Raw genomic sequence first — 25,035 nt, forward strand, 5'->3', positions numbered from 1 at the left:
TAAGGGGTTTGCATGAGATAGCGGACCACACACGGCCAATGGTTCACTTCGGTCGTTCCTCGCTCTTTCCGTCGGGGACGGCGTATCCAGCCACGGAAGGCCATCGCACGGTGATCACCACGGAGTCGTCCTCGGCGAACCAGGAGTGGTCCACCCCCTGGCCCCAGACGACGTAGTCGCCCTGGCGCTCCAGCACCACGCTGCGGCCGGGGAACTCCAGACGAAAGCGTCCCGTGATGAGGACCAGCAGAGCTGTCCGCATCTCGCCCTTCACCCACTGCGCGCGTTGCTCACCGCGCGAATGGACGCCCCATTTCACCTCGACCGCGTCACTGTGCCGGGGATCGCCCTGCTCCTTGAAGTGCCCGAGCAGCCACCCCCGGTCCATCGCCGCGTCCTTGCCGGCACTGCCTACATACACACCGTCGTCCATGAACGCGAACGCTAGCAATCGAGGGCGCGGTATCGGCGCCCGGAGTGATCAACCGCGCACCGCAGACCGGTGCCGGTCACCGCGACCGGTCGACCAACCGATGTGCGGCCACCTCCGCTCCGTCATGGCGGATACGGCTCCCCAGGGACTTCGCTCGCGCCCGGGTCTCTGGCGACAGAGCGCTCTTGAGCGCGATGCCCAGCGATTCGACGGTCGCCGCCGAAGCGTCGAGGGCCGCACCGAGATCCAGTGCCGCCACCCGGCCGGCCCAGTACGGGTTGTCCGACAGCTGCAGCGGTATCACCACTTGCGGCGCGCCCGCCCGCGCCGCCGTCAGCGTGGTACCCGCGCCCCCGTGGTGGACCACGGCCGCCACCCTGCCGAACAGACTCTGATGGCTGACCTCGCCGATGGTGAAGCAGTCGTCCCCGTCGTCGACGAGATCCAGGCCCGCCCAGCCCCGGGACACGAGCACGCGGTACCCCAGAGCGCGGATCGCCTCGACGGCCATGCCGCCGATGCCCTCGGCCGGGGACATGCTGCCGAAGCCGACATAGACCGGCGGACTGCCCGCGTCCAGAAACCTCACCAGGTCCGCCGGGAGGGGGCGTTCGTCAGGGAGCGTCCATGCGCCCGTCTGTACGACGTCGAGGCCGGGAGTCTCCGGCCACGACCCCAGTACGGGATCGGCCGCGAGCCACGGACGGTCGGTGAGGATGTGATCGCGCACGTTGTCCACCGGCGGCAGACCGAGCTCCGCCCGGTGGCGGTTGAGCGCCTCGCCGAACTGCGCGTTGACGTTCTGGGCGTCCACCTCCCACAGGGTCCGGTTGTCGGCGACCTCGGACTCCGGCCAGCCCGGCCGCGGAGGCGGCGCATGGTGCGGCGACGGCAGGTGGACCGCCGCATAGCTGACGTACACGTAGGAGATTCCCGCGGCCTCGGCCACGGACCGCGCGCCGACCTGCCCCAGGCCGGCCGCCACCACCACGTCACATTCGTCGAAGGCCGCAGGGAAGGCGGCGAACTGGGTCTCGACCAACTCGTTCCGGTAGCGGGCCAGATCCGTCGCCGAGGGCAGGGTCTTGCCGCGCATCAACTCCCGGACAGGTGGCCCGACCGGCACGGACTCCACCCCCATACCCGCCAGCCGCTGGGCGAACTCCTCGTCTGGCGGGGCGCACATCCGCACCGCCACGCCCAGCGCCCGTAACCGCACCGCGAGGGCCAGCAGCGGTTCGACATCGCCCCGTGTCCCGTATGTGGACAACAGCACCCGCATGGAGAGTCCTCTTTCGTCGGGTCTTCCGCGGTGGTCACCTCACCTCATCGCGCTTGATCGCTCTGGTCAACTCGACGATTCCGCCTCACAGTTGGACCTTCGGGAGTTACCGGGAGCCAACGTCTCGGTGGCTGCGGTCGCGTGCCGGTGCATGTGATGCCGGAGGTTCGGCGTCAGTCGGCCCTGGGCAGTCTGTGCTCGGCGAGTTGTGCAAGGTCACCCATCGTCCACACGACCGGAGTGCTACGCGATGCAGAGTTCGTCCCCATCCGTACCCGATGTTTCGGTCATCCTGCCCTGTGCCGGATACGGAACGCGTTTCGGGTCTCCCTATCCGAAGGAACTGCACTGTCTGGCTCCCGGGGTCACCGTGCTGGACCGCAGCCTGGAAGCCGTGGTGGAACTCGCCAAGAGCGGACTCAACGTACGCCTGGTCGTCGTGTTCGCAACGCACAAGCTGGAGACGGTGAGTTATCTCGCCCGCTATGCCGACACCTTCCAGATGGTCTTCGTCTACCAGGACGAGTCGTTCGGACCCGGTCTCGACGGGGCGATCCGCTCCGCCCTGCCGATGACGCAGGGACCGGTGGCTCTCGTCCTGCCCGACATCGTTGTCGCCGGGTCGGACACGCCGGGCAAACTCCTCGACGCCTTACGGCAGGTGGAGGTGGCGGGCTGGAGCGTGGTGGCCGCCGAGGAACGGGATCACGACACGCTGCGGCAGATGGGCGCGTTGGCGGTGGCCGAGGCGGGCGGGGTGCTGACCGTGGGGGCGGCCACCGACAAGCCGGCCGATCCCTCGGGCTTCAACGCGTTCTGGGGCATGGTGGCCGTCACCGAGAGCGAGGCGCACAGGCTGCCGGACGTCGTGGGCACAGGCACGAACCCCTTGGCCGGTGCGGTCGCTCTCATGGTGGAGGGGATCGTCAACTACAACACTCCCGCGGGGTGACTTGGCTGTCGCGCAGCGAGGGCTTGGTTCCGTGATGGGCGCGTCTCTTCAGCGGCGAGGCGTGCGAGAACCTGAATGGAAGATCGTTTCGTCTCCCTGATCGTGAAAGGCATGACAGGCCTCGAAGAGGCGGAACTCGTGCGTCGCGTCGCGGACGGTGACCGGGCGGCGTTCGACGAGTTGTATCGACGTACTTCACCCTGGTTGACGGTGCGGCTGCGCCGTCGCTGCGCGGACGAGGACGTCCTCGCCGACGTGCTCCAGGAAACCTATCTGGCGGTGTGGCGCGCGGCCGGCAGCTATGCGGGCTCCGTGACCGAGGGCAGCGCCGTCGGCTGGCTCTGGACGATCGCTGCGAACCGACTCGTCGACGCCTTCCGTCGGCGCGCCCGCCAGGAGCGGGTGCCGACCGTCGCCCTGCTCGAGACGACCGCTCCGGCCGCCGAGGACGAGGTGATGGCCACCCGCGTCGACCAGAACTTCGAACAGGCGCTGCTGCGGCTGCCGCCGGAGTTGCGGCAGGTACTGCAGGCCATGGTGCTGGACGACCTGTCGGTGCGACAGACGGCGGTGCTGCTCAGCGTGCCGGAGGGCACGGTCAAGACCCGCGCACGCCGGGCCCGGATCGCGCTGCGGGAGGCGCTGTCATGACTCATCCCACCACCATGCTTCTGGCCCGTTACGCGGACGGCGGCTCGGGGCTCGACGACGCCGCGCTCTGGTCGATCGAGGTCCATCTCGACGTGTGCGCCGACTGCCGTGCCCAATTGGCCGCCCACGCCACCCCTGCCACGAGGGATCTGCTCGATCGTGTCGCCGTCTCGCTCGACCGGGCGCTCGAAGCGAGCCCGTCGCCGGCCCGGCGACGGACCCGCGCAGGGGCCGTCCACCGACGTTGGCTCGCCTGGACGCTGCTGCCATGGCTCGCGGTGACCGCCGCCGTGCTGGGCTGCGGTGTGCTCCTCGACGCCGCCGAGCCGAGCCTGCCGTCGCTCGTGCTGCTGCTGGCCCCGGTGGCCCCGCTGCCCGGCGTCGCGGTGGCCTGGAGCCGCCGGACCGATCCGGCCTGGGAACTGATCGCCGCCACACCCGCGGCCGGCCTGGCCATGGTTCTACGGCGGACACTCGCGGTGCTCCTCGTCGTGCTTCCGGCGTTGCTGGTGGCGGGGGCGAGTACCGGAACCTCGCTGGCCCTCACCCTCCTGCCGTGCCTGGCGTTCACGGCGGCCACCCTCGTGCTCGGCGCCCTCATCGGCGTACAACGCGCGGCGATCGCCCTTGCGTTGACCTGGTGCGCGGCAGTCCTGCTGCCGAGCGTGGCGGCGCGGTCCCTGTCACCGGTACTGCAGCCGGGCAGCACCGTCGTCTGGGCGGTGACCACCGTGGCTCTTGCCACGTTCACCCCGCTCGCCGCCTCCCCCTTCCGCCGCCTGCGCAGCGGCAACTGACTTTCCGTCAACAAAACCACAGAACCAACAGAACCACCAGGACCAACAGGAGAGACCCATGCGGGCGATGAATGCTGCCGAAACGGCCCCCACCCTTCATCCTTGGCCAGTCCACGCGAAAGGCCTGCGGGTCCGGGCCGGCCGGCATCTGGCCGTCGACGGACTCGACTTGACGTTGAGCGCCGGAGTGCATGGTGTGCTCGGCCCGAACGGCGCCGGCAAGACCACACTGATGCGCGCGTTGTCCACCGTCGTCAAACCCGCCGCCGGCTCGTTGACGCTGCTCGGCGCGCAGGCCGACGGCCGTGCCGACCTGCGCGGGATACGCCGCAGACTGGGGTATCTGCCGCAGCAGTTCGGCTTCTACCCGCGCTTCACCGTCCGCGAGTTCGTTGCGTACATGGCCTGGCTCAAGGAAATGCCGAGGACCGCGACCCCCGACGGCGTGCAACGCGCGATCGACCGAGTGGGTCTGACGGCCAAGGCCGACAAGAAGATGAAGACACTGTCCGGCGGCATGGTGCGCCGGGCCGGCATCGCCCAGGCCATCGTGAACGACCCCGAGCTGCTGCTCCTCGACGAGCCGACCGTCGGACTCGACCCCGAACAGCGTCTCGACTTCCGCGACCTGCTGCGTGACCTGGGCGCCGACAGCTGTGTGCTGGTCTCCACCCACCTCGTCGAGGATGTCGTCGCCGCCTGCACCGACGTCATCCTCATGAACGAAGGCCGACTCCTCTTCCAGGGCACCCCCGACGATCTGATCGCCCGAGGCGGGGAGAGCGACGCGGGCGACAGCCCGGCGGAACGCGGCTACTCCGCCCTCCTGCGCCGGCACCGGAGCAACGCGTGAACCGTATCCTCGGCATAGAGTTCCGGCGGTCGGCCGCTCTCGGCGCAGCGTTCCTGATCACCGTCGCCGGTACGATCCTCCTCCAGGCGACCGCAGCACGATGGTCCACCGGGTGGATGGCGCTGGCCATGACGCAGCGCGAGTACCTCGCGCTGCTCTCGCCCCTCGCGATGGCCGCCGGTGCCTGGCAGTCCTATCGCGTGCACCGGGCCAACGTCGACGAACTGTTCGCCAGCGCGTCCCGCCCGCGGCCGCAGCGCATGGTGCCGATCCTGGTCACGACCGGCCTGGCGGTGATCGTCGCGTACCTGGTCACGCTCCTCACGGCGGCACCACGGATCGCCGACACGGCACGCTACCTGCCGCCGGCCGCCTATCTCGTCGTAGCCGTCGGACTGGTCGCGATGATCGCCTCCGTCTGGCTCGGGCTGGCCGTCGGACGGCAGGTGCCGGCGCTCGCCACCGCGCCCGCGCTCGCCGTGATCGGCTTCGCGCTGCTCATCTTCGCCCCCCATGCCCTTCCGGACGGCGGGATGACGGCGGCGTTCTCCCCGAGCATGGGAATGAGCCTCTTCAGCGACTACGACACCGTCGACGGCCAAGTCAGCGCGGCACAGGGGCTGTGGATGGCCGCGATCGCCGGGGGCGCCGTCGTGCTCTTCGCCGTCCAGAACCGTACGTTCGCGTTCGCCGCGCTGGTGCCGCTGGCCGTCGGGGCGACCGCCACGGCCCTGGTCGTGCCGACCGGCGATGCCTACGAGCGCGGGAGGCTCGACCCCGTCGCCCAGGAACTGGTCTGCACCGCCGATGCCCCACGGGTCTGCCTCAGCAGGGCCCACGAAGCGTTGCTGCCCGAGGTCGCCCCCAAGGCACGGCACGCCTTGACCCTCCTTTCGAGGACATCGGCCGTCGAAGCACACGAGGACACCACCACACTCTTCCCGCCCACCTCACCGAAGTCGCGGGTCGACACCGTGCTCATGAGGATCACGGTGGACCAGCACGGCCACCTCGCCCACCCGGGCCGACTCGAACAGACCATGCTCACCGGAGCGTTCACCGGCCCCCGCAGCTGCGGTGACAGGTCGAACTTCCCAGTCGCCACCGCTGCGGCCTTCTGGCTGCTCGACCGAAAGCCGACCGCTGGTCCCGATGGCCTCGAATACGTCGACCCGGACGCCGTCAAACTCTGGACGGCGCTGCAGACCCTGCCGCGGGCCGAGGCCGCAGCCCGGGTGAGCGCCGTCTATCAGGCTGCCCAGAAATGCCGGGTCACGACGGACCTTCTGACCCGAGGTGCCCGATGAGAGGGCTGACGCTCTACGTCCGCTCACGCCTGGTGCCGGCGGCGCTCGGCGCGGCGACCGCGGGCACCGTCATCGCATGGCTGCTGGCAACCGTCTTCGGCGGCCAGGGCGAGGTCGGGCGGACCGTACTCGTTCTGACGGTCCTGCTCCTGGTCTCCGTCGCCACCACCACCCTCGGCGGCCCCGACGACAACCTGGACCGTACGGCGGCGAGGCCATGGGCAAGTCTGCGGATGTCCCACCTGGCCGCCGCCCTGACATGCGTACTCATGCTCCTGCTGGTCACGCTGTTGACCGGCACGCGGTTCGGTCCCGTTGGATGCGTGGTCCGTGACGCGGCCGGCCTGCTGGGACTGACCGCTCTGGGGGCGGCCACGATCGGCACCGCTCGGTCATGGTTCCTGCCCCTCGGGTGGACACTCGGTGCGGTGGTGTTCCCGGGCGTGGGCATGGTGGGGGAGACGCTGACCTGGCAGACGCAGGCCTCCGACAGCCGACCGGCGGCCATGGTCGCGGCCCTTCTCGCCACCGCCGGAACCGTCGCCTACGTCAGCCGAGGCCCACGCCAGCGAACATCGCCGGAACCCGTCTGAACAGGGCCCGTTCGAGGCGCTCATGCTGCTCGCGGCGGTGATCGGCCTGGCGTGGGTGCGTCGGCTGCCGAAGGCTCCAGGTTCCTGGCAGAAGCCCGTGTCAACGACGGAGCCCTCGCCGCTCGCCGACGCCCTCCCGACCGGGCCGACCGCTTCAGCCGCCTGACGCGTCGGCCTGCTCGCAACGATCGGGGGCAGTCGTCGACGTGGCCCTGGACGCTGTCGCCGCCACGACGACATCACCCGGGCCGCGTCGGAAGCCCGCGATGACCGCGGCACCGTACCCGCCATGAGGAGGACCTCGGATGGTCATGCGCCCCCCGCCCTTCGACCCAGAACTCGCCCCGGAGCTCGAGGCGATCCGTGCCTGGCTGCCACCCACGATGACGCCGGACATGATCGAGGCCGGACGGCGCACGGACGGTCCGTTCCCGCCGCCGGCCAACGAGGAGCTGGCCTGCGGCGGCCGCTTCGAGGTCGAGGAACGGACCGTCCCCGGTCCGCCGGGCGCGCCGGAGGTGCCACTGCTGATCTGCCGGCCCACCACCGCGACCGAACCACGCCCGATCGTCTACACCATCCATGGGGGCGGGATGGTGGCGGGCTCCCACCGGCTGGGCATACCCCTCGACTGGGCGGAGGAACTGGATCTCGTCGTGGTGTCCGTGGAGTACCGGCTCGCACCCGAACACCCGCACCCGGCCCCGGTGGAGGACTGCTACGCGGGGTTGCTGTGGACGGCCGAGCACGCCAAGGAGATCGGAGGCGACCCGGACCGCGTCATCCTGGCGGGCGGCAGTGCCGGCGGAGGGCTCACCGCGGCCGTGGCGCTGCTCGCCCGCGACCGCAACGGACCGCAGGCGATCGGGCAAGTACTGATGTGCCCGATGCTCGACGACCGCAACGACACCCCCTCGGCCCACCAGATGGCGGGCATGGGCGTGTGGGACCGCACGTCCAACGAGACGGGCTGGGGAGCGCTGCTGGGCGAGGCGCGGGGTGGCGCCGACGTCTCCCCGTACGCGGCGCCCGCCCGCGCCGACGACCTCTCCGGGCTGCCTCCGGCCTTCATCGACGTCGGCTCGGCCGAGACGTTCCGAGACGAGGACGTCGCCTACGCGAGCCGCATCTGGCAGGCGGGCGGCATCGCCGAACTGCATGTGTGGCCGGGCGGATTCCATGGTTTCGACGGCATGGTCCCGCAGGCCGCGCTCTCCCGGGACGCGAAAGCGGCACGACTGCGGTGGCTGCGGCGGCTGCTCGGCGAGTGACACCTGGTCGTCCTCTGATCGAGGCGGTCCGAAAGCCCTGCTATAGCGCGCCGATGTCTTCGATCAAGAAGTTCGAGGTGACCTTTGCACCGGCTCCACCGGTGTCGGCCCGCGACTGTTCTTGCAGCGCGTCCCCGAGGGCAAGGTCGTCAAGAGCCGAGGGCACCGAGTTCTGCCTCGACTGGGAAACTGTCCGTAGCTGACGGGTATGCGGACCACCGCACCGCAATACCCCACGGCGAACCGCCTGTTGAGGTGTCGCGGGTTCTCGATCTCGTCCACCAGGGCCACCGCGTAGTCCTCGTACGAGATACGGGCCTCGCCGGTGACCGGGCGGTCGAGGCCGGCGCTATAGGTGCCGGTGCGGTCGCCGGCTTGAACGCCTCCGGAAAGCGGGCGAGTCGAAGAAGCGCACACCGTCCCCGTTCAGCAGGCTCGCGCCGCCGACCATGTGCAGGCCGCGCGGGCCGACGGGACCCAGGGCGCCTACGGCCGCGGTAACGGTCGACACGGCGTCGGTGTACAGAAACGCGCCTGCGGTCCGCCGACGCTCAGCACCAGCGCGTCGGCGTCCTTGGCCAGGTCCGCGTCACAACGCGGCCGAATCCCACGAGAGATCTTTCTCCAAGGTCACTACGATGTGACAGAAGACAACCGAGCGACCGGTGCACTGGGGGGAGTGCCCTGCGTGCCGGTCGGGGTCGCCGATGCCAGGGTCCGCTCCCCGGGCTGCGGTGATCTTCCTGCCCCAGGAGGACCTTCCGCATGTTCCGACGTATTGGCACCGCGGTCGTCCGACATCCCGTCTGGACGATCGTGGCATGGCTGATCGCGGCGGTGGCCATCGTGGCCACCGCTCCAAGTCTGCCCTCGAACAGCGACGAGAGCAGTTTCCTGCCCAAGAGTTATGAGTCCATCAAGGCCGCGGACCTGCAGGAGAAGGCGTTCCCCAGCGCCTTCACCCCGTCCGCGATCGCGCTCTACCAGCGCACCGACGGCGGAAAGCTGACCGCCGAAGACAAGCAGGACGTCGCCCGGATCACCACCGAACTGGGCAACAAGCACATCGACCAGGTGCAGAAGGTCGTCCCCGGCCAGCCGTCCAAGGACGGCAGGTATGACCTGACCCTGGTCCAGATGGACAGCAAGAACGCCGGCCAGCCCAAACAGGCCGACGCCGCCAAGGTGTTGCGCGACGACGTCAAACAGCTGGCGAAAGGCACCAACCTGGAGGTGAAGCTCGGCGGGTCGGCCGCTCAGGCCCTCGACCAGCAGGACTCCTCCAAGCGCGGTGAGGCGCTGATCGGCATCGGCACCTTCGTGATCATCCTGGTCACGCTGCTGATCATCTTCCGTGCGCCGATTCTCGCCATCCTGCCACTGATCACCATCGGCCTGGTCTCGGCGATCGCCAACGGTCTGATCGCCTATGCCACCAAGCTGTTCGATCTGCAGGCCAACAGCTCCATCTCGTCGATCCTGATCGTGGTGCTGTTCGGCGTGGGCACGGACTACTTCCTGTTCCTGATGTTCCGCTACCGAGAACGCCTGCGCGCCGGTGACGAACCCAAGCAGGCCATGGTCAACGCGGTCGGCCGGGTCGGTGAGGCCATCGCCTCCGCCGCCGGCGCGGTCATCATCGCCTTCCTCGCGCTGGCGCTGTCCACGCTGGGCTTCCTCAAGCAGATGGGCCCGGCCCTGGCCATCGCGGTCACCGTCACGCTGATCGCCGGCCTGACCCTGATCCCGGCCGTGGTCTCGCTGATCGGGCCGAAGGTGTTCTGGCCCTCCAAGTCCTGGCGACGGGAGCCGGACAACGCCAGGTTCGCGGCCCTGGGCCGGGGGGTGCAGCGCCGCCCGGCGCTGACCGCCGCCCTCTCGGGTCTGGTTCTGCTCGCCCTGTCGTCCGGCATCCTCGGCTTCCACGCCACCTTCGACCTGGCCTCGGGCTCCATGCCCAAGACCAAGGAGTCGATGGTCGTCCAGGACCAGATGCAGAAGGCGTATTCGGCGGGTGCCGCCGCGCCGACGGACGTCTACCTGTCGAGCACCGACGGCAAGCCGCTGGACAAGTCCGGCTTCACCGCCTACGCGCAGAAGCTCGGCGCGGTGGACGGTGTCGCCTCCGCGCGGATGAACCAGTTGAACAAGGACGGCACGACCGCCGACTTCACGGTCACCCTCAAGTACGAGGCGTCCACGGACAAGGCGATCGGCGCCGTCAGCGAGGTGCGCGACGTCGCCCACTCCAACGCTCCGGACGGCACCAAGGCACTGGTCGGTGGCATGTCCTCGATCTACAAGGACATCGACACGGCGGTCAACCACGACTACCGCACCGTCTTCCCCGTCGCCGCCATTCTGATCATGGTCATCCTGGGGCTGTTGCTGCGCAGCGTGGTCGCGCCCTGGTACCTGATCGCCTCGGTGGGTCTGGGCTTCGGTGCCACCCTCGGTGCCACCGTGTGGCTCTTCCAGGAGGCGCAGGGCAAGTCCGGCCTGATGTTCATGCTCCCGGTGATCATGTATCTGTTCGTGGTCGCGATCGGCACCGACTACAACATCCTCATGATCGCCCGGCTCAGGGAAGAGGCCCGCGAGGGCCGCGAACCCCGGGAGGCGGCCGGCATGGCACTCCGGCACGCCGGGCCGACGGTGGCCGCGGCCGGGTTCATCCTGGCGGCGACCTTCGCCACGATGATGCTGGCCGGCAACTCGCTGCTGACGGAGATGGGCTTCGCGGTCTCCTTCGGCATCGCGGTCGCCGCCTTCGTGATGGCGATGTTCTTCACGCCCAGCCTCACCGCCCTGATCGGACACGCGGCCTGGTGGCCGGGGCACGCCGACCGGGCGCAGGAAGGCGCCGTCCCGGACACCGGATCCATCGATGCCGGACCGGAGTCCGCCGCCAGTGGAGACACCGTCGCCCACGACCCGGCCGGACGCCGTAGCTAGCCGCCAGTGGCGCAACAGGTCTGCCGGGCCAGTCGGCCCGGCAGACCCCACTACACCCCGAGGACCAGCTCCACGGTGTGGTGTCCCGTCCCCTCGGCGGGTACGACGGCTTCAGCCGGCCGCCCGTCCACCAGGCACTCCAACACCCGGCCGCCGCCCCCGCTCAGCTCGATGTCGAGCGTCATGCCCCGGTAGCGCAGTCCGCGCAGGCTCACCGCGCCCCACTCCGGCGGCAGACACGGTCGCAGTCGCAGGGCGTCCTCGGCGAGGTCCAGACCGAACAGGCCGTCGTGGATGAGGCGCAGGTACGCCGTGACGGACCACGTCTGGTCGGGCTGTGACACGAAGTGCTCGGCCCGCCCGCTGCCGCCCTCCTGCCAGCCGCCGTCGACGGCACCACTGACGGGGTCGTACAGCTCGTAGAAGCCGTCGCTCGACACGACCAGCGTGGCGAGCTGCTCGACGGCCCGTGCGAACAGGTCGCCGCGGCCCGCGCTCGCGGCCGCGTTGCCGAAGAGGCCGTGCACCATCGGCCACAGCATGACGTTGTGCCGTCCCGGCCTGGCGTCGTCGAAGCGCGGAAAGTGCGGCCAGACGTTGACGACGCCGTGGGGCTGCCAGTGGGTGTTCTCGAGGATCTGCTGCGCCCGCTGCTCATCGGCCAGCCCGCACAGCAGCGCGAGGGCGAGACCAGCCCCCTCCTGGGAGTCGTCGACCGTGCCGTCGTCTTTGAGGAGGTAGGCGTATGTCCCGGCCTCCGCACGCCACAGATACCGGTCGACCGCCTGGCGCAGGCGTCGCGCGTCCGCCCGCAGGGACGTGGCCCGAGCCGGCTCGCCGATGCTGTCGGCCATGTCCGCGAGCGCCGACTGGGCGCCGAAGTAGAGGCAGTTCGTCGACAGGCACATCAGTCGCTCGGTGCCGGGATGGTCCAGTACGAAGGACGAACGCACCCAGGCCGAGGCGGGCGGGCTGGGATAGCCGGAGATGCCGTCGTTCATGAAACCGGGCCCGCGGAAGAGTCCGTAGGAGGTGTCGAGGTCGAGGGCCGTGCGCACGGCGAGGGTGTGGGCGGCGGTCCGGTACGCGCGGGTCAGGAAGACGCGGTCGCCGGTGACCCGGTAGTGGTGCCGGGCGGCCAGGATCCACACCACCTGGTCCCACCACTGGTCGTCCTGCTGAACGACGAGCCCGTCCGGGCCGCGGTCGACCACCGACCACAACGTGTTGCGGCCGACGTCCGGCGCGAGCAGGCTCACCGCGTTCCATGCGTTGACGGCGGCGTCCCGGGTCCATCGCTGCGGAGCGGGATACCCGCCCCCGGCCCGAACGACCGTGCCGGGCGGGTAGGTCAGCAGCCCCGCCTTGTCGTAGACCGCAGGGTCGGCGGCGATCGTGTGGGTGTCCGCGAGAGCCGTCAGAGCCCTGGCGTACAGATCGCCGAGCCTGCGCTGGGTGGTGGGATCGCTGAAGGTGAGGGAGGGCATGGTGTAGCCGTTCCCCTCGGCTGTGGCCCGCGCACTCGCCGTGCCGAGGGCCGCCACCGCGGCCAGAAAGCTGCGCCGCGTCAGCCGCCCTCGGTCGATCCGTCTTCCCGCCGGCATGCTCCGCCCTTCCCGAGCTCCCGGAGACAGGATGACTCCGGGAGCTGTGGAACGAGCGAACCGGTCGGCGGTCGCGGGATCAGGCGCTCGGGTCGAACGCGATTCCGGACGGCTTGGCCGAGGTCAGGTGCGCGGTGAAGTTGGCGTCCTTCAGACCGAAGTTGGCGCTGCCGAAGTCGTACGCGCTCAGCTTGTCACGCAGGCCCGCGGGGTAGCCGTTCCAGCCCACCAGCGGCGGGTACTGCCAGGTGTGCTTGTCGTTCTCCGGCGGCTCGTCGTTCGCGTTGGCGAGACGGAAGTCGTGCGTGCCGATGCCGTCCTTGTGGTAGACGATCTTGGCGTGGCTGCCGTCGAAACGGACCTCGGACGCCGCGTGCACCGTGAACGAACCGTGGTTCGACGTCGACACGTACTTGATCTGCCCGTCCTGCACCCAGACCACGACGTGCTCCCAGTCGTTGCGGTGCCCGCCGATGCTGCTGTTCGCGAGGGCCTGGTCCTTCTCGAAGTACAGGCCGTACATATAGGCGCACCAGCCGTTGTTGCACTTGTAGCGCGAGTAGCTGTTGGTGTTGTCCAGGTCGGAGGCGTCGTGGCACTCCCCGCTGAGCGAACCCGTGGGCTTGAGTCCGCCGTTGATGGTCCCGTCCGGGCCGATGGCCGGCGTCGGGTAGCAGCCGTCCGTGTCGTAGTCGAAGGCCGGCTGGTAGGTGAACTCGGCGGCCTCGGCGTTGGCGGGCAGCGCCTTGGGCGGTGCGGCGAAGGCGGCGGTGGGCACGGCGAGAACGAGCGCGGCTGAACCGGCCAGCCCGGTCAGCCATCTCCTGCGGTGTGCCTTCAGCTTCGGTGACGACACTGCGTCCTCCTCCTGGTCGGGGCGCAGCCCAACGGCTGTGGGGGCCAAGGGAGTTCAGCATCCCGGGTTTGCACTTCCGGGCCAAGACGTCCCAGGCGTACCGGCGGTGAAGCGCAGCCCAATACTCGATCGGGGAGGGGCGGGGAGAAGCGGTGAGGGGCGGGCGGGTGAGGAGCAGAGGGGGCAGTCGGAGGCGGTCAGGCGGTCAGGGGCGGTCAGGGGGCGGCGACGTGCGATAGCGGGAGGTTCGGGGCCTGTCGTGCGGTGATGGGCGGTCTGGCGGCGAAGGGCGTTGGCGGGCGGTCAGGGGCGGCGGCGTGCAGTGGCGGGTGGTCAGGGCCGACGATGTGCGGTGGCACGTGGTCAGGTGAGGTCGTCCGGCAGGTCGGCCGCCGAATCCTCCGGCGCGAGATCGGGCCGCAGCCGCAGCCAGGACGGCTGGCGCAGCATGCCCGCCCGGGTACGGGTGCTGAACCGGACCTCCCCGACCAGCCGCGGTACCACCCAGTGCGCGCCCGCCACATGCGGCACCGGATCGAACGGGCACACGTCGGTCTCCGCGGCCCGCAACAGCTCGGCCAGCCGCACCCGCTCGGCCTCGCTCCAGCCGGTCCCCACACCGCCCACATACCGCAGCCGCCCCGCCGCCCGCTGTCCGACGAGGACGGCACCCGGCAGCCCCTGCAACCGTCCCCTGCCCGGCAGCCACCCGCCCACCAACACGTCCTCGCTGCGCATGTTGCGGATCTTGATCCAGGCCCGCGACCGCACCCCGGCCTCGTACACCGAGTCCAGCCGTTTGCAGACCAGACCTTCCAGTCCGTGCTCGACGGTGGCCCGCAGGGCCTCCTCGCCGTGGCCGACGAGCGCGGCGGGCGTGGACCAGTGGGCCCCGCCGAGACCGAGTTCCTCCAGCAGCCCGCGCCGCCGGGTGTAGGGGAGCCCCGTGAGGTCCTGCCCGGCCAGGTGCATCACGTCGAACAGGACGAGATGGACGGGCACCTTCGTCGCCTGCCGTGCCGCCTTTCCGGGCGAGTGCGCCAGGCCCATCCGGGACTGAAGCAACTGGAAGTCGGCACGCCCCCGTTCGTCCAGCGCCAGCACCTCCCCGTCCAGTACCGCTGCCGTCCTCCCCAGCGCCGCGCCGAGTGGCCGGAGCTCGGGATAGGCGGCGGTGATGTCCTCGCCGGACCGGGCGCGCAGCAGCACAGTGCCGTCCCCTTCCAGATAGGCGACCACACGCTGGCCGTCCTGCTTGGTCTCATAGGCCCAGCGGGCGTCCTGGGCGACCGGCGGCAGCTTGCCCGGCGTGGCGAGCATGGGCGGGATCAGGGGGAGCGTCACGGGGTCACTTGTCGACACCCCGGCGCCCCGCCACGCACCCACCCGACCGGTTTCGCCTGAACGGCGCTGCCTTCCGCCAGGCGACCTGACCGCCCGTCCGCCGGCCGGCGTGTTCTCCCCGGCCCGCCCCGCCTGAACGATGTTGCCTGCTTCAGAAGTCGGCCCGCTGCGGCGCTGCCTTCCGCCGGCGACCTGACGAGCCCCTGTGCATGACAGACGCCACTACCCTCACCCCCGCCCACCCCCTCGCCGTCCCGCAACGGCGCGACCTACAGACTGCTCGCAGGCGTCAGCAAGTCCTCCAGGCCCACTCGGCGGAAGAACTCCACCCGGATGCGGTCGGCCACCGCCGAGACGACCTCGCTGCCGTCCCGGCTGGGGTCCACATGGACGCGGAACGGCCGTTTGTCGGACGGGAGTTCCACTACTCGCACGACCGCGTCGGCCACCTCGGAGACATCGGCGTCCGGTGGTATCAGCCCGGCCAGCCGCTCGTTGACATCGTTCATCAGAGCCTTGTAGCGGGCGTCGTAGGCGGCGGCCCGCTCCACGTCGGCGGGCGTGCCGGCGTGGGCGAAGTGGTTGGTGCCGGAGGTGAAGGCACCCGGCACGACGATCGAGGTGTCGATCCCGAACCGGATGACCTCGGCGGCGTAGCTCACCGCGAGGGCATCCATCGCCGCCTTGGCCGCGAAGTAGGGGGCGAGGAAGGGCGGGCAGCCGCCGCGGGTGCTGGAGGAGCCGATCCACACGAGGTGGCCCTGGCCCTGCCGGCGCAGCTGTGGCAGTGCCGCGCGGTTGACGCGCTGGGTGCCCAGGACGTTGGTGTCGTAGACGTCCGCCAGTTGCTCCGCGGTGAAGGCCTCGGCGGGGCCAAGCACCATGTGCCCGGCGTTGTGCACCACGACATCCAGCCGTCCCTGCTCGGCGGCGATCCGCTCGACTGCTGCGTCCGCGCTGTCCTGCGCGGTCACGTCGAGTTCCACGGCGCGCAGATCGACGCCGTGCTCCTCGGCGTGTGCGGCCAGATTCGAAGCGGCTGACGCGTTACGGGTGGCGAGGGCGCGCATGCCCGCGTAGACCGTATGGCCGCGCGCGGCGAGTGCGCGGACGCTGAGGGCGCCGAAACCGCTGGAGGCGCCGGTGACGAGGATGACCTTGCTGTCGCTCATGGCATTCCTTCCGTTCCTGTATCAGAGCCGGCCGTCAGATGATTCCGCCGTTGGCCCGCAGTACCTGGCCGTTGACCCAGTGGCCCTCGGGGCCGACCAGGAAGGACACGACGTTGGCGATGTCCTCGGGCGTGCCAAGGCGCTCCAGCGGCGGCTGCGCGGCGAGGCGGGCGATGGTCTCCTCGTCCTTGCCGTCGAGGAAGAGTTCGGTCGCGGTGGGGCCGGGGGCGACGGCGTTGACGGTGACGTCACGCCCCCGCATCTCGCGGGCGAGGATCAGCGTCAGCGCCTCGACCGCGCCCTTGCTGGCGGCGTAGGCGCCGTAGCCGGGGAAGGCCAGCCCGACCACCGAGGTGGAGAAGTTGACCAGCGCTCCTCCCTGGCGCAGCCGGCGCGCCGCCTGCTGGTCGACGACGAACGTGCCGCGGATGTTGGTGCGGTACAGAGAGTCGAGCTCGGCGAGGTCGAGGTCGGCGACGGGGGAGAGCGGCATGCGGCCGGCGGCGTGCACGACCGCGTCGACGCCGCCGTAGGTGGTCTCCGCGAGGTCGAACAGGGCGGCGATCTCGTGCTCGTCGGCGACGTCCGCACGGGCTGCCTGTGCCGTGCCGCCGGCGGCCTCTATGGCACGGACGGCCTCGTCAGCTGCCTCCTTGTTGCCCGCGTATCCGACGACGACTGCGTAGCCGTCCGCGGCGAGGCGCTCGGCGACCTGCCGTCCGATGCCGCGCGATCCGCCGGTGACGATCGCGACGCGCCGGTCCGCGGAGGTGGTGGTGTGAGTGGTCATGACTGCGTCCTTTGTTAGCGCTGCTACGTTCTGCTCGTATCGACGATAACACGGTTTCGTAGCGTCGCTACCCCCGAATTCGTATCGGCGATACGAATGGCGTACGGTAGACTCATGGATGCGAGGGAAAAGATCCTGGAAGCGGCCACGGACCTGCTGGCGAAGGCCTCGGTCGCCGATGTCTCCACGCGGGCGGTGTGCGAGGCGGCCGGGGTGGGTGCGCCGATGCTCTACCGGCTCTTCGGCGACAAGGCGGGGCTGCTGGCGGCCGTCGTCGACCGGGGTTTCGAGGCGTACCTCGCCTCCAAGCGGGCGGCCAGGCCGAGCGACGATCCGGTCGCCGACGTCAGGAGCGGCTGGGACAACCACATGCGCTTCGCGCTGGAGCACCCCAACCACTACCGCCTGATGTACTCACCCGAGTTGACGGTCCCGCCGGCCGCGGCGCAGGAGGCGCACGCCCTGCTGCACGGGGTCCTCGAGCGCTGTGCGGCCGCCGGCCGGCTCACCGTGCCGCCCGCGCTCGCCACGCAGATGATCATGTCGGCCAATGTCGGCGCGGCCCTGTCGATGCTGACCCGGCCCGAGCAGTACCCGGACCCGCAGTTCGCCGAGCGGCTGCGTGACGCCGTTCTCGACTCGGTGACGCGTCCGGCCGCCACCGACGAGCTCGCCGAGCGGGACGATCAGGGCAGGGCGGTTCCGGCCGCCGCCGCCACCCTCGCCGCCCGCCTGCGCGCCGAACAGTCAACGGTCTTCACCCCGGCCGAGTCGGCCCTGCTGGAGCAGTGGCTGGACAAGCTGTCGGCAGGCTGAGCGGCAGGTGGTGGAGTGCCGGCCGTGCTCGGCGTTCCAAGGCACGGCGGCCGCACCGGTCCGACTGGGTGAGCCGGGGGCCGGCGCCACGGCTGGGGTCCCTGGCCGGGGCCGGCATGCGCCAATCCCGACCGTCGGGCCGCGTAGGAGCGGCTTTCACCTGCCGACGGGCCCGCACCCTCCCGACCGCCGGACCGTCGGCCGGGCTGCCGCACCCCGGCGCGTCAGGCCCTCACCACCCCCGATCGGCACCCGCCCCGCCGGCCCTACCGCTCCCCGCCCTGCGCAGCCTGCACCAACCCCGACTGGTAAGCCATGACGACCAGCTGGGCGCGGTCGCGGGCGCCCAGTTTCGTCATCGCCCGGTGCACGTGCGTGCGTACGGTCAGCGGGCTGACGTACAGCTTCTCGGCGATCTCCTCGTTGGAGTGGCCCTCGGCCACCCACGCCATGACCTCCCGTTCACGGGCGGTCAGGCCGGTCAGGTCGTCGGAACCGGGGAGCCGGTGGCCGCGGGCCGGGGTGGTCAGGAAACGGGTGATCAGCGCACGCGTGGCGAGCGGCGAGAGCAGGGAGTCGCCGCGGGCCACGGTCCGGATGCCGTCCAGGAGCGCGTCGGCGGTCACGTCCTTGCCGAGGAAGCCGCTCGCGCCGGCCCGCAGTGCCTGGGCGACGTACTCGTCGATCTCGAAGGTGGTGAGGATCAGCACGCGCGTGTCCGCCAGGTCGGGGTCGGCGCAGATCGCGGACGTGGCGGCGAGCCCGTCGGTGCCCGGCATGCGGATGTCCATCAGCACGAGGCCGGGGCGGTGTTCGCGCGTGAGCGCCACCGCCTCACGGCCGTCGGCGGCCTCGGCGACCACCTCCATGTCGTCGCAGGAGTCGATCAAAATGCGGAAGGTGGCCCGCAGCAGGGCCTGGTCGTCGGCGAGCAGCACGCGGATGGTCATCGGGTCCGTTTCTGTCGTCTCATCGTTATAACGCCTCATGGCGTTGCCGGGTACAGAGGCAGGCGGGTGGTGACCTCGAAGCCGCCCTCCAGGCGGTGCCCGGCCTGCAGGGCGCCGCCCACGGAGTGGGCGCGCTCGCGCATGCCGATCAGCCCGAAACCGCTGCCGGGCGCGGGCGCGGCCGAGGCGGTGGCGTTGCCGTCGTCGGTGACGGTGATGGTCATGTGGTCGTCGCCGTAGCGCAGCCGGACGTACGCGGCCCGGGCGGCGGCGTGCTTGGTGACGTTGGTCAGCGCCTCCTGCACGATGCGGTACGCGGTGAGGTCCACGCCGGGTGTGAGCGGCCGGGGTACGCCTTCCGTGCTCACCTGCACGGTCAGGCCGGTGGACTGCAACGCGTCCGTCAGCTCGCCGAGTTGGCCCAGTCCCGGCGTCGGGGCGAGAGGAGCGTCGGGGTCGTCATTCTGGCGCAGCAGGCCGACGGTGGCCTTCATCTCCCGCAGGGCCGACGACGTCGTACCGGCGAGGTCGGTGAGTATCTTCTGCACCTGTTCAGGATGGGTGCGCGCCAGATGGGCCGCCGTACCCGCCTGGGCGTTGGCCAGGGCCAGATGGTGGGCGACGACGTCGTGCAGTTCACGGGCGATGCGCATGCGCTCCTCGGCCACCCGGTGCCGGGCCTCCTCGTCGCGGCTGCGTTCGGCGTACTCGGCGCGCGCCTGGACGGCCTGCAGATACGCGCCCTTCATCCGGACCGTGCTGCCGGTGGCGACCGGCAGGAGCAGCCAGGCGGCAGGTCCCAGGGTCTTCAGGGGCCAGGGGTTGTCGTTGGGGTCGACGGCGAAGGCGGGGACGACCACGACCACGAGCGTGGCGAGGAAGAAGGTCCGGGTGGTGCGGCGATCGGTGCTGACGGCCAGCCGGAACAGCGCCAGCATGACCGGGCCCAGCATCAGCGGGGTGAGCAGATGACCCAGGGCGCCCGCTCCGGCGGCCCCCAGCGCGGTGACCGCGACGACGGTGCGGGGGTGGCGGCGGTGCCAGAACAGGGCTCCGCAGGAGACGGCCGCCAGCGCGAGGGTGGGCATGACTCGGTCGGAGTGCCGGGTGCCGGGCACCTGGATCTCGCTGCCGAAGAGGAACGCGGCGAACAGCAGCGCCGCCGCCATGGTGTCGACGACGCGGACGTGCTCGTCGTCGTAGCGCTGCCAGGGGATGCTCATCGCTTCTCTCCGGTCGTGGTCCTCACGTCATGGTGGGCGATGCCCGCCGGAAACGACGGGAGACCCTCTCAGGGGGATGTCAAAAGCCCGGGCACACGGATACCTCAGGCTCTCCGAGCGGGCTCGCCACGTCGTCATCCGGCTGCCGACAATCGCCGCTACTGAGCACGCAGTACGAGGTCGGACGCTCTCCTCCCTGAGCAGGAAGGCGGGATCGGCGTCGCGATGGTGCAGCGGGCTACACCCCGGGTCCGGGAGTGCGCTCCATCGCGGGGAGTGGGGCGCGGACGGCAGTGTTGAGCGCGTTCCCACCGTCACCGTTCTGGGTCCGACCATCACCGTTTTGGAAGGAAAACCGATGAACTCCCCGCTGGTCTCGCGGCCCGTGCTCTGGTTTCTGTTCGTGTTCAACCTGGCGGTCGCCGTGGTGGCCCCCTTCGCCGTCGACGGCACCCAGGGCGTTCTGACCTGCGTCGGCCTGGGTGCCGTCGCCCTCGGCGCGGGTGTGAGCCTGCTGCGGACGCGGAGAAGGCCGGCGGCCTGAGGGCCGCCGTTGGTCGGCCCTCAGGCGGCTGGGGTCAGTTGACCGGGGACGCGTCGGCCGACGATTCGGCGGCCGGGACCGGCGCGGTCGCCGTGACGGGGCGTCGGCGCGGGATGAACGACGCGACGGCGAAGGCGAGCAGGGCGGCGCCCGCGCCGAGGGCCATGACGGACTTGAAGCCGCTCTCCGAGGGCAGCGCGTAACCCCCCAGGCTGATCGTCATCTGGGACAGGATGACCCCGGCGATGGCGCTGGCGCAGGACGTACCGATCGACCGCATCAGCGTGTTGAGGCTGTTGGCGGCGGCGGTCTCGGAGGGGTCCACCGCGCCCATGATCAGGGCGGGCATGGAGCCGTACGTGAAGCCGATGCCGGCGCCGATCACGCAGGAAACCAGCACCAGGTGCCAGACCTGTGACATCAGCACGATGTTCAGTCCGTACCCGGCGGCCACGATGAGGGCGCCGATCATCAAGGTCACCTTCGGTCCCTTGGCCTTGGACACGGCGGCCGAGACCGGCGCGAAGGCCATCATCACCAGACCCGACGGCGCCATCACCAGGCCGGCGGTCAGCAGCGACTTGCCGAGGCCGAAGCCCGTTTGGGTGGGCAGCTGCAGCAGTTGGGGCAGAACCAGGGACATCGCGAACATCGAGAAGCCGATCGCGATGGAGGCGAGGTTGGTCACCAGCACCTGACGGCGGGCGGTGGTGCGCAGGTCCACCAGCGGCTCGGTGGTGCGCAGTTCGAAGAAGCCCCAGGCGAGCAGCACCACGACGGCCGCCGCGAACAGGCCGAGGGTCGTGGCACTGGTCCAGCCCCAGTCGGCGCCCTTGGAGATGGCGAGCAGCAGGGAGACCAGCCCCGCGGCCATGCCGAGGCCGCCGACGACGTCGAAGCGGCCGCCCGACCGCACCTTGGACTCGGGCACGAACAGCAGAACCAGGACGAGGGCCACCGCGCCCATGCCGGCCGAGCTCCAGAACAGCACGTGCCAGTCGAAGTGGTCCGCGATCAGGGCCGCCGTCGGCAGGCCCAGCGCGCCGCCGACCCCGAGCGAGGCGCTCATCAGCGCCGTGGCACCCGCCAGCCGCTCGGACGGCAGCTCGTCCCGCATGATGCTGATGCCCAGCGGCACCACGGCCGATGCCAGACCCTGCACCGCCCGGCCGACGATCATCGGTACGAGCGAGTCGCTGAGCGCGCACAGGACGGACCCGGTCACCAGCAGCACCACGCTGACCAGCAGCATCCGCCGCTTGCCGAACATGTCGCCGAGCCGGCCCACCACCGGGGTCGCCACCGCGGCGGCCAGCAGCGTGGCGGTCACGGCCCAGGCGGTGTCCGACGCGGGCGCGTCCAGCAGTTTGGGCAGTTCCGGGACGATCGGGATGACCAGCGTCTGCATCAGCGAGACGACGATGCCGGCGAAGGCCAGCACCGCGACCACGGCGCCCGACCGGGGAGCGGCAGGATCGGCCGCGTTCGCGGGTCTGGGAAGGGCGTCGGACATGAAATAGCCTCCAGGCACAACGGGGCAGGCGAACAGCTTGCCAGTTTTAAGGCAGGCGCCTGACTTACTGTAAGGGCTCGGTTTGCCGGATCGCGCCGGGACCGGCGGATCTCAGGAGGGCGTATGCACCCGCGTGAGGACGATCTGCTTCCGAGGTATCCCTTCCACGGCGATACGGCACTGGAGGCCCCTGGCGAGTGGGCCGCGCTGGGGCAGCGGTGGTGCCCCCTCGCGCGCGTACGCCTGCCCAGCGGGGAACGAGGCGACGCTGCTCACCCGCCACGAGGACGTCCGGCGGCTGCTGTCCGACACCCGGTTCGGCAATGTGCTGCGCGCGGACGGCGCCGCGCGCCTCGCCGACGAGGAGGCGGGCGGGGTCTTCGGCAGCGACATGGCGATGGCCATCCCGGCGCACGGCAGCGGGCACGCGCGGTGGCGGCGGACCGTGGGCCGGTGGTTCACCGCCGAGCGCATGGCCGCGCAGCAGCCCGGCATCGAGGCCATGGCCGAGAAGCTGGTCGACGACATGGTGTCCCACGGTCACCCCGCGGACCTGCGGGCGCGCCTGGCCTTCCCGCTGCCCGTGTGGGTGATCTGCGATCTCCTCGGTGTCCCCGCCGCCTACCACGACCGGTTCGCTTACTGGTCCGACGTCATGCTCAACCTCACCCGCTACGCCCAGGACGAGACCGACCAGGCGCAGGACGACTTCGTCGACTACATGGCCACGCACGTGTACGCCAAGCGCACCGCCCCCAGCGTCGACCTGCTCAGCGATCTGGCGACCGCGTGGGACGCCGACGAACCGCCCCTGTCCGAACGGGAACTTGTCTTCACCGGCCAGGCCCTGCTGCTCGCCGACCGCCGCCGCTGGGAGCGCCTGCTCGCCGACCCCTCCCTGGTGCCGCTCGCGGTCGAGGAGGCGCTGCGCTTCGGCGCCGAGCCCGGCATCGGCGTACCCCGCTACCTCGACCGGCCGGCCGAGGTCGCCGGCGCCTTGCCGCCGTCCGGTACGACGGTGCTGTGCAGCACCGCCGCCGCCAACCGGGACGAGACCGTCTTCGACGCACCCGGCGAGATGCGGCTCGACCGCAGCCCCAACCCCCATCTGGCGTTCGGCGCCGGCCCGCACGCCTGCCTCGGTCAGGAACTCGCCCGTACCGAGCTGTGGACCGTCCTCCATGTGCTGTTGCGTAGGCTTCCGTCGCTGGAACTCGCCGCACCGACGGCGGACCTGCGACGGCTCGAGGGGCTGGCCGTCGGAGGGCTGAGCTAAGTCCCGGTGCGGTGGTGAGCATGGCGAGCAGGACGGCACGGGCGGAACAGGTCAGCGCGACCCGTGAACTGATCCTGACCGCGGCGGAGCGGCTGTTCGCCGAGCGGGGCGTCAACGCGGTCTCCAACCGTCAGGTCAGCGAGGCCGCCGGCCAGGGCAACAACACGGCCGTGGGATACCACTTCGGCACCAAGGCCGACCTGGTCCGTGCGATCGTCCGCAAGCACGCCACCCGCATCGAGGAGATCCGCGCCCGGCTGCTGGCCGGCATCGGCGACTCCACGGACGTACGCGACTGGGTGGACTGCCTGGTGCGGCCCATCCCCGAGCACCTCGGCGCGCTGGGCGGACCGACCTGGTACGCACGGTTCTGCGCGCAGGTCGTCACGGACCCCGCGCTGCACGAGATCCTCGTCGAGGAGTCCCTCGCCTCCCCGACCCTGCGCCAGATCATCGACGGGCTGACGCGCTGCCTGCCCGAACTGCCCCCCGACGTACGGGCCGAGCGTGCCGAGATGGCCCGCCATCTCATCGTGCACATGCCTGCCGAGCGGGAGCGCGCGATCGCCGAGAACCGGGCCACGCCCCGCGCCAACTGGGACGATGCCGCCAGTGGCCTCGCCGACGCACTCGTGGGCCTGTGGCTGGCCCCGATCTCGTCCCGTTCCTGACGGGAGCCCGTTCACCCCGTGACCCCGAAGTCCGACAGGGTCGCCTCGGCCATGCCCCGTTCCCCGCGCTCGTTGGGGTGGACGGCGGCGGCCGGGGCGAGCGGGACGAGCGGCTCGATCCAGCGGGTGTCACGGGCCGAGCAGGCATCGTGTCCCACGGAGGGCGTGTACGTGTCGACATAGCCCGCCCCCACCGCTTCGGCGTGCGCCCGCAGCATCGCGTTCAGCTGCCGCTCCTTGGTACGCAGATAGCCGACGTCTCCGGGCGCCAGCCCCATCGCCCGCCCGCAGTTCGATCCTTCGGCCGGCAGGATCGCCGGATATCCAACGACGTACACCCGGGCCCGCGGGGCCCGGTGCCGGATCTCGCTCAGTGCGCCGGTGAGCCGCTCGCCCGCCGCGCGGATCCTCTCCTCCGGCTGGTCGGTGCCGTCGGCTCCATATTGTTCGCGGCAGGGTGCGCCGTTCGAGGCCCGGGTGCCGCCGAGCGTGTAGTAGACGACTCCGCGCTCCACGCACTGCTTGATCATCGAGCTGAATCCGATGTCGTTGCCGCCGATGCCGAGGGTCACCAGACGTGTACGTCTGGAAAGGGCGTCCAACTGTGCCGGGTTGGCCCCGTCGTCGGTGCCCTGGGCCAGGGAGAGGTCGCCGATGGTGGCGCCGCTGCAGCTGACGTCGCGGAAGTCGGCCGCGTCGAGGCCCAGTCGGCGGGCCACCAGCGAAGGGTAGTTGCGGTCCGAGCGGTCGCAGCCGGCCGGGCTGCCGTGCTGATCCGGGATTCCGGGGCCCGCGGTGTAGGAGTCGCCCAGGGCGACGTACGGCCCCTTGGGCGGGGCCTGGCCGGGACTGTCGCCGTGGTGGGTGACGCCGAGCGTGATGCCCAGCGCCCCGAAGGCGAGCAGCCCGGCCAGCAGGGCCTGTACGGAGATCTTCATCGGTGTCCTGTCCTTCATCTCTCTCGAGTCCGGTGAGGCGCGTGCGGACGTGGCCGGAGCGTCGCTCGGCCGGGGGAGGGGCGGCTGGACAACCGAGCAGTGGGCGGGGGCGGAGCCCTGGACCCGGCACCGGACGGGGGGAGTCCGGCGCCGGGCCCGGCACCGCGCCGTGCACCGATTTCGGGGGCGGTGCACGGCACGCGGGGTCGCCTCCGCTTAGGCGGCCCCGGTCGGACGGCAGGAC

23 protein-coding genes are annotated in these 25,035 nt (G+C 70.8%); 12 read left to right on the plus strand and 11 right to left on the minus strand.

The features are described 5' to 3' along the window. Positions 1–43: 43 nt before the first annotated feature. Both ABZ453_RS08990 and ABZ453_RS08995 read right to left on the minus strand, forming a co-directional pair. On the minus strand, positions 44–433 hold the full coding sequence (locus ABZ453_RS08990; protein WP_359013086.1) for a signal peptidase I: 390 nt from the start codon (positions 431–433) through the stop codon (positions 44–46). Between the two features lie 76 nt (positions 434–509). Next, complete coding sequence (locus tag ABZ453_RS08995; protein WP_359013088.1) at positions 510–1,715, minus strand: glycosyltransferase; 1,206 nt, start codon at positions 1,713–1,715, stop codon at positions 510–512. Positions 1,716–1,965: 250 nt separating this feature from the next. Between ABZ453_RS08995 and ABZ453_RS09000 the strand changes: the two genes are divergently transcribed. The 8 genes from ABZ453_RS09000 (at position 1,966) to ABZ453_RS09035 (ending at position 11,094) form a co-directional block, all read left to right on the plus strand. Continuing rightward, on the plus strand, positions 1,966–2,667 hold the full coding sequence (locus ABZ453_RS09000) for an NTP transferase domain-containing protein (protein WP_359013090.1): 702 nt from the start codon (positions 1,966–1,968) through the stop codon (positions 2,665–2,667). A gap of 111 nt (positions 2,668–2,778) precedes the next feature. Then, positions 2,779–3,318: an RNA polymerase sigma factor gene (locus tag ABZ453_RS09005; RefSeq protein ID WP_359013092.1), complete on the plus strand. Its 540-nt coding sequence runs from the start codon at positions 2,779–2,781 to the stop codon at positions 3,316–3,318. Then, positions 3,315–4,115, plus strand: a complete 801-nt coding sequence (locus ABZ453_RS09010; RefSeq protein ID WP_359013094.1) for a hypothetical protein — start codon at positions 3,315–3,317, stop codon at positions 4,113–4,115. The genes ABZ453_RS09005 and ABZ453_RS09010 overlap by 4 nt, the downstream gene beginning before the upstream one ends. A gap of 58 nt (positions 4,116–4,173) precedes the next feature. After that, positions 4,174–4,968: an ABC transporter ATP-binding protein gene (locus tag ABZ453_RS09015; protein ID WP_359013096.1), complete on the plus strand. Its 795-nt coding sequence runs from the start codon at positions 4,174–4,176 to the stop codon at positions 4,966–4,968. Then, positions 4,965–6,275 carry a hypothetical protein gene (locus tag ABZ453_RS09020; protein WP_359013098.1) on the plus strand — a complete coding sequence of 437 codons (1,311 nt, stop codon included), beginning with the start codon at positions 4,965–4,967 and terminating at the stop codon, positions 6,273–6,275. The genes ABZ453_RS09015 and ABZ453_RS09020 overlap by 4 nt, the downstream gene beginning before the upstream one ends. After that, entirely contained in the window at positions 6,272–6,868 is a 597-nt protein-coding gene (locus ABZ453_RS09025) for a hypothetical protein (protein ID WP_359013100.1), read from the plus strand. Before ABZ453_RS09020 ends, ABZ453_RS09025 begins: the two co-directional genes overlap by 4 nt. 305 nt (positions 6,869–7,173) lie before the next feature. Then, on the plus strand, positions 7,174–8,139 hold the full coding sequence (locus ABZ453_RS09030; protein WP_359013102.1) for an alpha/beta hydrolase: 966 nt from the start codon (positions 7,174–7,176) through the stop codon (positions 8,137–8,139). A 765-nt stretch (positions 8,140–8,904) separates the two neighbouring features. Further along, the gene (locus ABZ453_RS09035) at positions 8,905–11,094 is read left to right on the plus strand and encodes an MMPL family transporter (RefSeq protein ID WP_359013104.1); all 2,190 of its coding nucleotides are present in this window, start codon (positions 8,905–8,907) and stop codon (positions 11,092–11,094) included. A gap of 50 nt (positions 11,095–11,144) precedes the next feature. Here ABZ453_RS09035 and ABZ453_RS09040 read toward each other — a convergent pair whose 3' ends face one another. From ABZ453_RS09040 to ABZ453_RS09060, 5 genes are all read right to left on the minus strand, one after another. Next, positions 11,145–12,698, minus strand: coding sequence for a glycosyl hydrolase family 65 protein (locus ABZ453_RS09040; RefSeq protein ID WP_359013106.1), 1,554 nt, complete (start codon positions 12,696–12,698; stop codon positions 11,145–11,147). 79 nt (positions 12,699–12,777) lie between these two features. Further along, positions 12,778–13,554 (minus strand): NPP1 family protein, encoded by a 777-nt coding sequence (locus ABZ453_RS09045; RefSeq protein WP_359013108.1) that lies wholly within the window; start codon positions 13,552–13,554, stop codon positions 12,778–12,780. A gap of 363 nt (positions 13,555–13,917) precedes the next feature. Next, positions 13,918–14,898: a non-homologous end-joining DNA ligase gene (gene ligD / locus ABZ453_RS09050; RefSeq protein ID WP_359013110.1), complete on the minus strand. Its 981-nt coding sequence runs from the start codon at positions 14,896–14,898 to the stop codon at positions 13,918–13,920. Between the two features lie 269 nt (positions 14,899–15,167). Next, positions 15,168–16,070: an SDR family oxidoreductase gene (locus ABZ453_RS09055; RefSeq protein ID WP_359013112.1), complete on the minus strand. Its 903-nt coding sequence runs from the start codon at positions 16,068–16,070 to the stop codon at positions 15,168–15,170. 34 nt (positions 16,071–16,104) lie between these two features. Continuing rightward, on the minus strand, positions 16,105–16,860 hold the full coding sequence (locus tag ABZ453_RS09060; RefSeq protein WP_359013114.1) for an SDR family oxidoreductase: 756 nt from the start codon (positions 16,858–16,860) through the stop codon (positions 16,105–16,107). A 114-nt stretch (positions 16,861–16,974) separates the two neighbouring features. Here ABZ453_RS09060 and ABZ453_RS09065 point away from each other — a divergent pair, with 114 nt between their 5' ends. After that, a complete protein-coding gene (locus ABZ453_RS09065) occupies positions 16,975–17,676 on the plus strand; it encodes a TetR/AcrR family transcriptional regulator (RefSeq protein ID WP_359013116.1) in 702 nt (233 codons plus the stop codon). A 266-nt stretch (positions 17,677–17,942) separates the two neighbouring features. Here the strand turns inward: ABZ453_RS09065 and ABZ453_RS09070 are convergent, their stop codons facing one another. Together ABZ453_RS09070 and ABZ453_RS09075 are read right to left on the minus strand one after the other, a co-directional pair. After that, on the minus strand, positions 17,943–18,626 hold the full coding sequence (locus ABZ453_RS09070) for a response regulator transcription factor (protein ID WP_359013118.1): 684 nt from the start codon (positions 18,624–18,626) through the stop codon (positions 17,943–17,945). Positions 18,627–18,661: 35 nt separating this feature from the next. Further along, positions 18,662–19,849, minus strand: a complete 1,188-nt coding sequence (locus tag ABZ453_RS09075) for a sensor histidine kinase (protein ID WP_359013120.1) — start codon at positions 19,847–19,849, stop codon at positions 18,662–18,664. Positions 19,850–20,207: 358 nt separating this feature from the next. On the opposite strand from ABZ453_RS09075, the gene ABZ453_RS09080 reads away from it, so the two are divergent. Continuing rightward, positions 20,208–20,393, plus strand: coding sequence for a hypothetical protein (locus tag ABZ453_RS09080; protein ID WP_359013122.1), 186 nt, complete (start codon positions 20,208–20,210; stop codon positions 20,391–20,393). A gap of 34 nt (positions 20,394–20,427) precedes the next feature. On the opposite strand, the gene ABZ453_RS09085 is transcribed toward ABZ453_RS09080, so the two are convergent. Further along, positions 20,428–21,906 (minus strand): MFS transporter, encoded by a 1,479-nt coding sequence (locus ABZ453_RS09085; RefSeq protein ID WP_359013124.1) that lies wholly within the window; start codon positions 21,904–21,906, stop codon positions 20,428–20,430. Positions 21,907–22,039: 133 nt separating this feature from the next. On the opposite strand from ABZ453_RS09085, the gene ABZ453_RS09090 reads away from it, so the two are divergent. Continuing rightward, positions 22,040–23,182, plus strand: coding sequence for a cytochrome P450 (locus ABZ453_RS09090; protein WP_359013126.1), 1,143 nt, complete (start codon positions 22,040–22,042; stop codon positions 23,180–23,182). A gap of 20 nt (positions 23,183–23,202) precedes the next feature. Beyond that, on the plus strand, positions 23,203–23,853 hold the full coding sequence (locus tag ABZ453_RS09095; protein ID WP_359013128.1) for a TetR family transcriptional regulator: 651 nt from the start codon (positions 23,203–23,205) through the stop codon (positions 23,851–23,853). Between the two features lie 11 nt (positions 23,854–23,864). Here ABZ453_RS09095 and ABZ453_RS09100 read toward each other — a convergent pair whose 3' ends face one another. Next, positions 23,865–24,791: an SGNH/GDSL hydrolase family protein gene (locus ABZ453_RS09100; RefSeq protein WP_359013130.1), complete on the minus strand. Its 927-nt coding sequence runs from the start codon at positions 24,789–24,791 to the stop codon at positions 23,865–23,867. Positions 24,792–25,035 lie beyond the last annotated feature (244 nt).

The organism is Streptomyces sp. NPDC005799 (genome assembly GCF_040630525.1).
GTDB lineage: Bacteria > Actinomycetota > Actinomycetes > Streptomycetales > Streptomycetaceae > Streptomyces > Streptomyces griseorubiginosus_B.

What these genes read in the sequence shown, in the direction of transcription:
- ABZ453_RS09040 (WP_359013106.1), bottom strand. Translation starts at nt 12,698, where the DNA reads ATGCCGGCGGGAAGACGGATCGACCGAGGGCGGCTGACGCGGCGCAGC.
- ABZ453_RS08990 (WP_359013086.1), bottom strand. Translation starts at nt 433, where the DNA reads ATGGACGACGGTGTGTATGTAGGCAGTGCCGGCAAGGACGCGGCGATG.
- ABZ453_RS08995 (WP_359013088.1), bottom strand. Translation starts at nt 1,715, where the DNA reads ATGCGGGTGCTGTTGTCCACATACGGGACACGGGGCGATGTCGAACCG.
- ABZ453_RS09015 (WP_359013096.1), top strand. Translation starts at nt 4,174, where the DNA reads ATGCGGGCGATGAATGCTGCCGAAACGGCCCCCACCCTTCATCCTTGG.
- ABZ453_RS09080 (WP_359013122.1), top strand. Translation starts at nt 20,208, where the DNA reads ATGAACTCCCCGCTGGTCTCGCGGCCCGTGCTCTGGTTTCTGTTCGTG.
- ABZ453_RS09025 (WP_359013100.1), top strand. Translation starts at nt 6,272, where the DNA reads ATGAGAGGGCTGACGCTCTACGTCCGCTCACGCCTGGTGCCGGCGGCG.
- ABZ453_RS09100 (WP_359013130.1), bottom strand. Translation starts at nt 24,791, where the DNA reads ATGAAGATCTCCGTACAGGCCCTGCTGGCCGGGCTGCTCGCCTTCGGG.
- ABZ453_RS09065 (WP_359013116.1), top strand. Translation starts at nt 16,975, where the DNA reads ATGGATGCGAGGGAAAAGATCCTGGAAGCGGCCACGGACCTGCTGGCG.
- ABZ453_RS09095 (WP_359013128.1), top strand. Translation starts at nt 23,203, where the DNA reads ATGGCGAGCAGGACGGCACGGGCGGAACAGGTCAGCGCGACCCGTGAA.
- ABZ453_RS09070 (WP_359013118.1), bottom strand. Translation starts at nt 18,626, where the DNA reads ATGACCATCCGCGTGCTGCTCGCCGACGACCAGGCCCTGCTGCGGGCC.
- ABZ453_RS09055 (WP_359013112.1), bottom strand. Translation starts at nt 16,070, where the DNA reads ATGAGCGACAGCAAGGTCATCCTCGTCACCGGCGCCTCCAGCGGTTTC.
- ABZ453_RS09035 (WP_359013104.1), top strand. Translation starts at nt 8,905, where the DNA reads ATGTTCCGACGTATTGGCACCGCGGTCGTCCGACATCCCGTCTGGACG.
- ABZ453_RS09005 (WP_359013092.1), top strand. Translation starts at nt 2,779, where the DNA reads ATGACAGGCCTCGAAGAGGCGGAACTCGTGCGTCGCGTCGCGGACGGT.
- ABZ453_RS09060 (WP_359013114.1), bottom strand. Translation starts at nt 16,860, where the DNA reads ATGACCACTCACACCACCACCTCCGCGGACCGGCGCGTCGCGATCGTC.
- ABZ453_RS09000 (WP_359013090.1), top strand. Translation starts at nt 1,966, where the DNA reads ATGCAGAGTTCGTCCCCATCCGTACCCGATGTTTCGGTCATCCTGCCC.
- ABZ453_RS09010 (WP_359013094.1), top strand. Translation starts at nt 3,315, where the DNA reads ATGACTCATCCCACCACCATGCTTCTGGCCCGTTACGCGGACGGCGGC.
- ABZ453_RS09075 (WP_359013120.1), bottom strand. Translation starts at nt 19,849, where the DNA reads ATGAGCATCCCCTGGCAGCGCTACGACGACGAGCACGTCCGCGTCGTC.
- ABZ453_RS09085 (WP_359013124.1), bottom strand. Translation starts at nt 21,906, where the DNA reads ATGTCCGACGCCCTTCCCAGACCCGCGAACGCGGCCGATCCTGCCGCT.
- ABZ453_RS09030 (WP_359013102.1), top strand. Translation starts at nt 7,174, where the DNA reads ATGGTCATGCGCCCCCCGCCCTTCGACCCAGAACTCGCCCCGGAGCTC.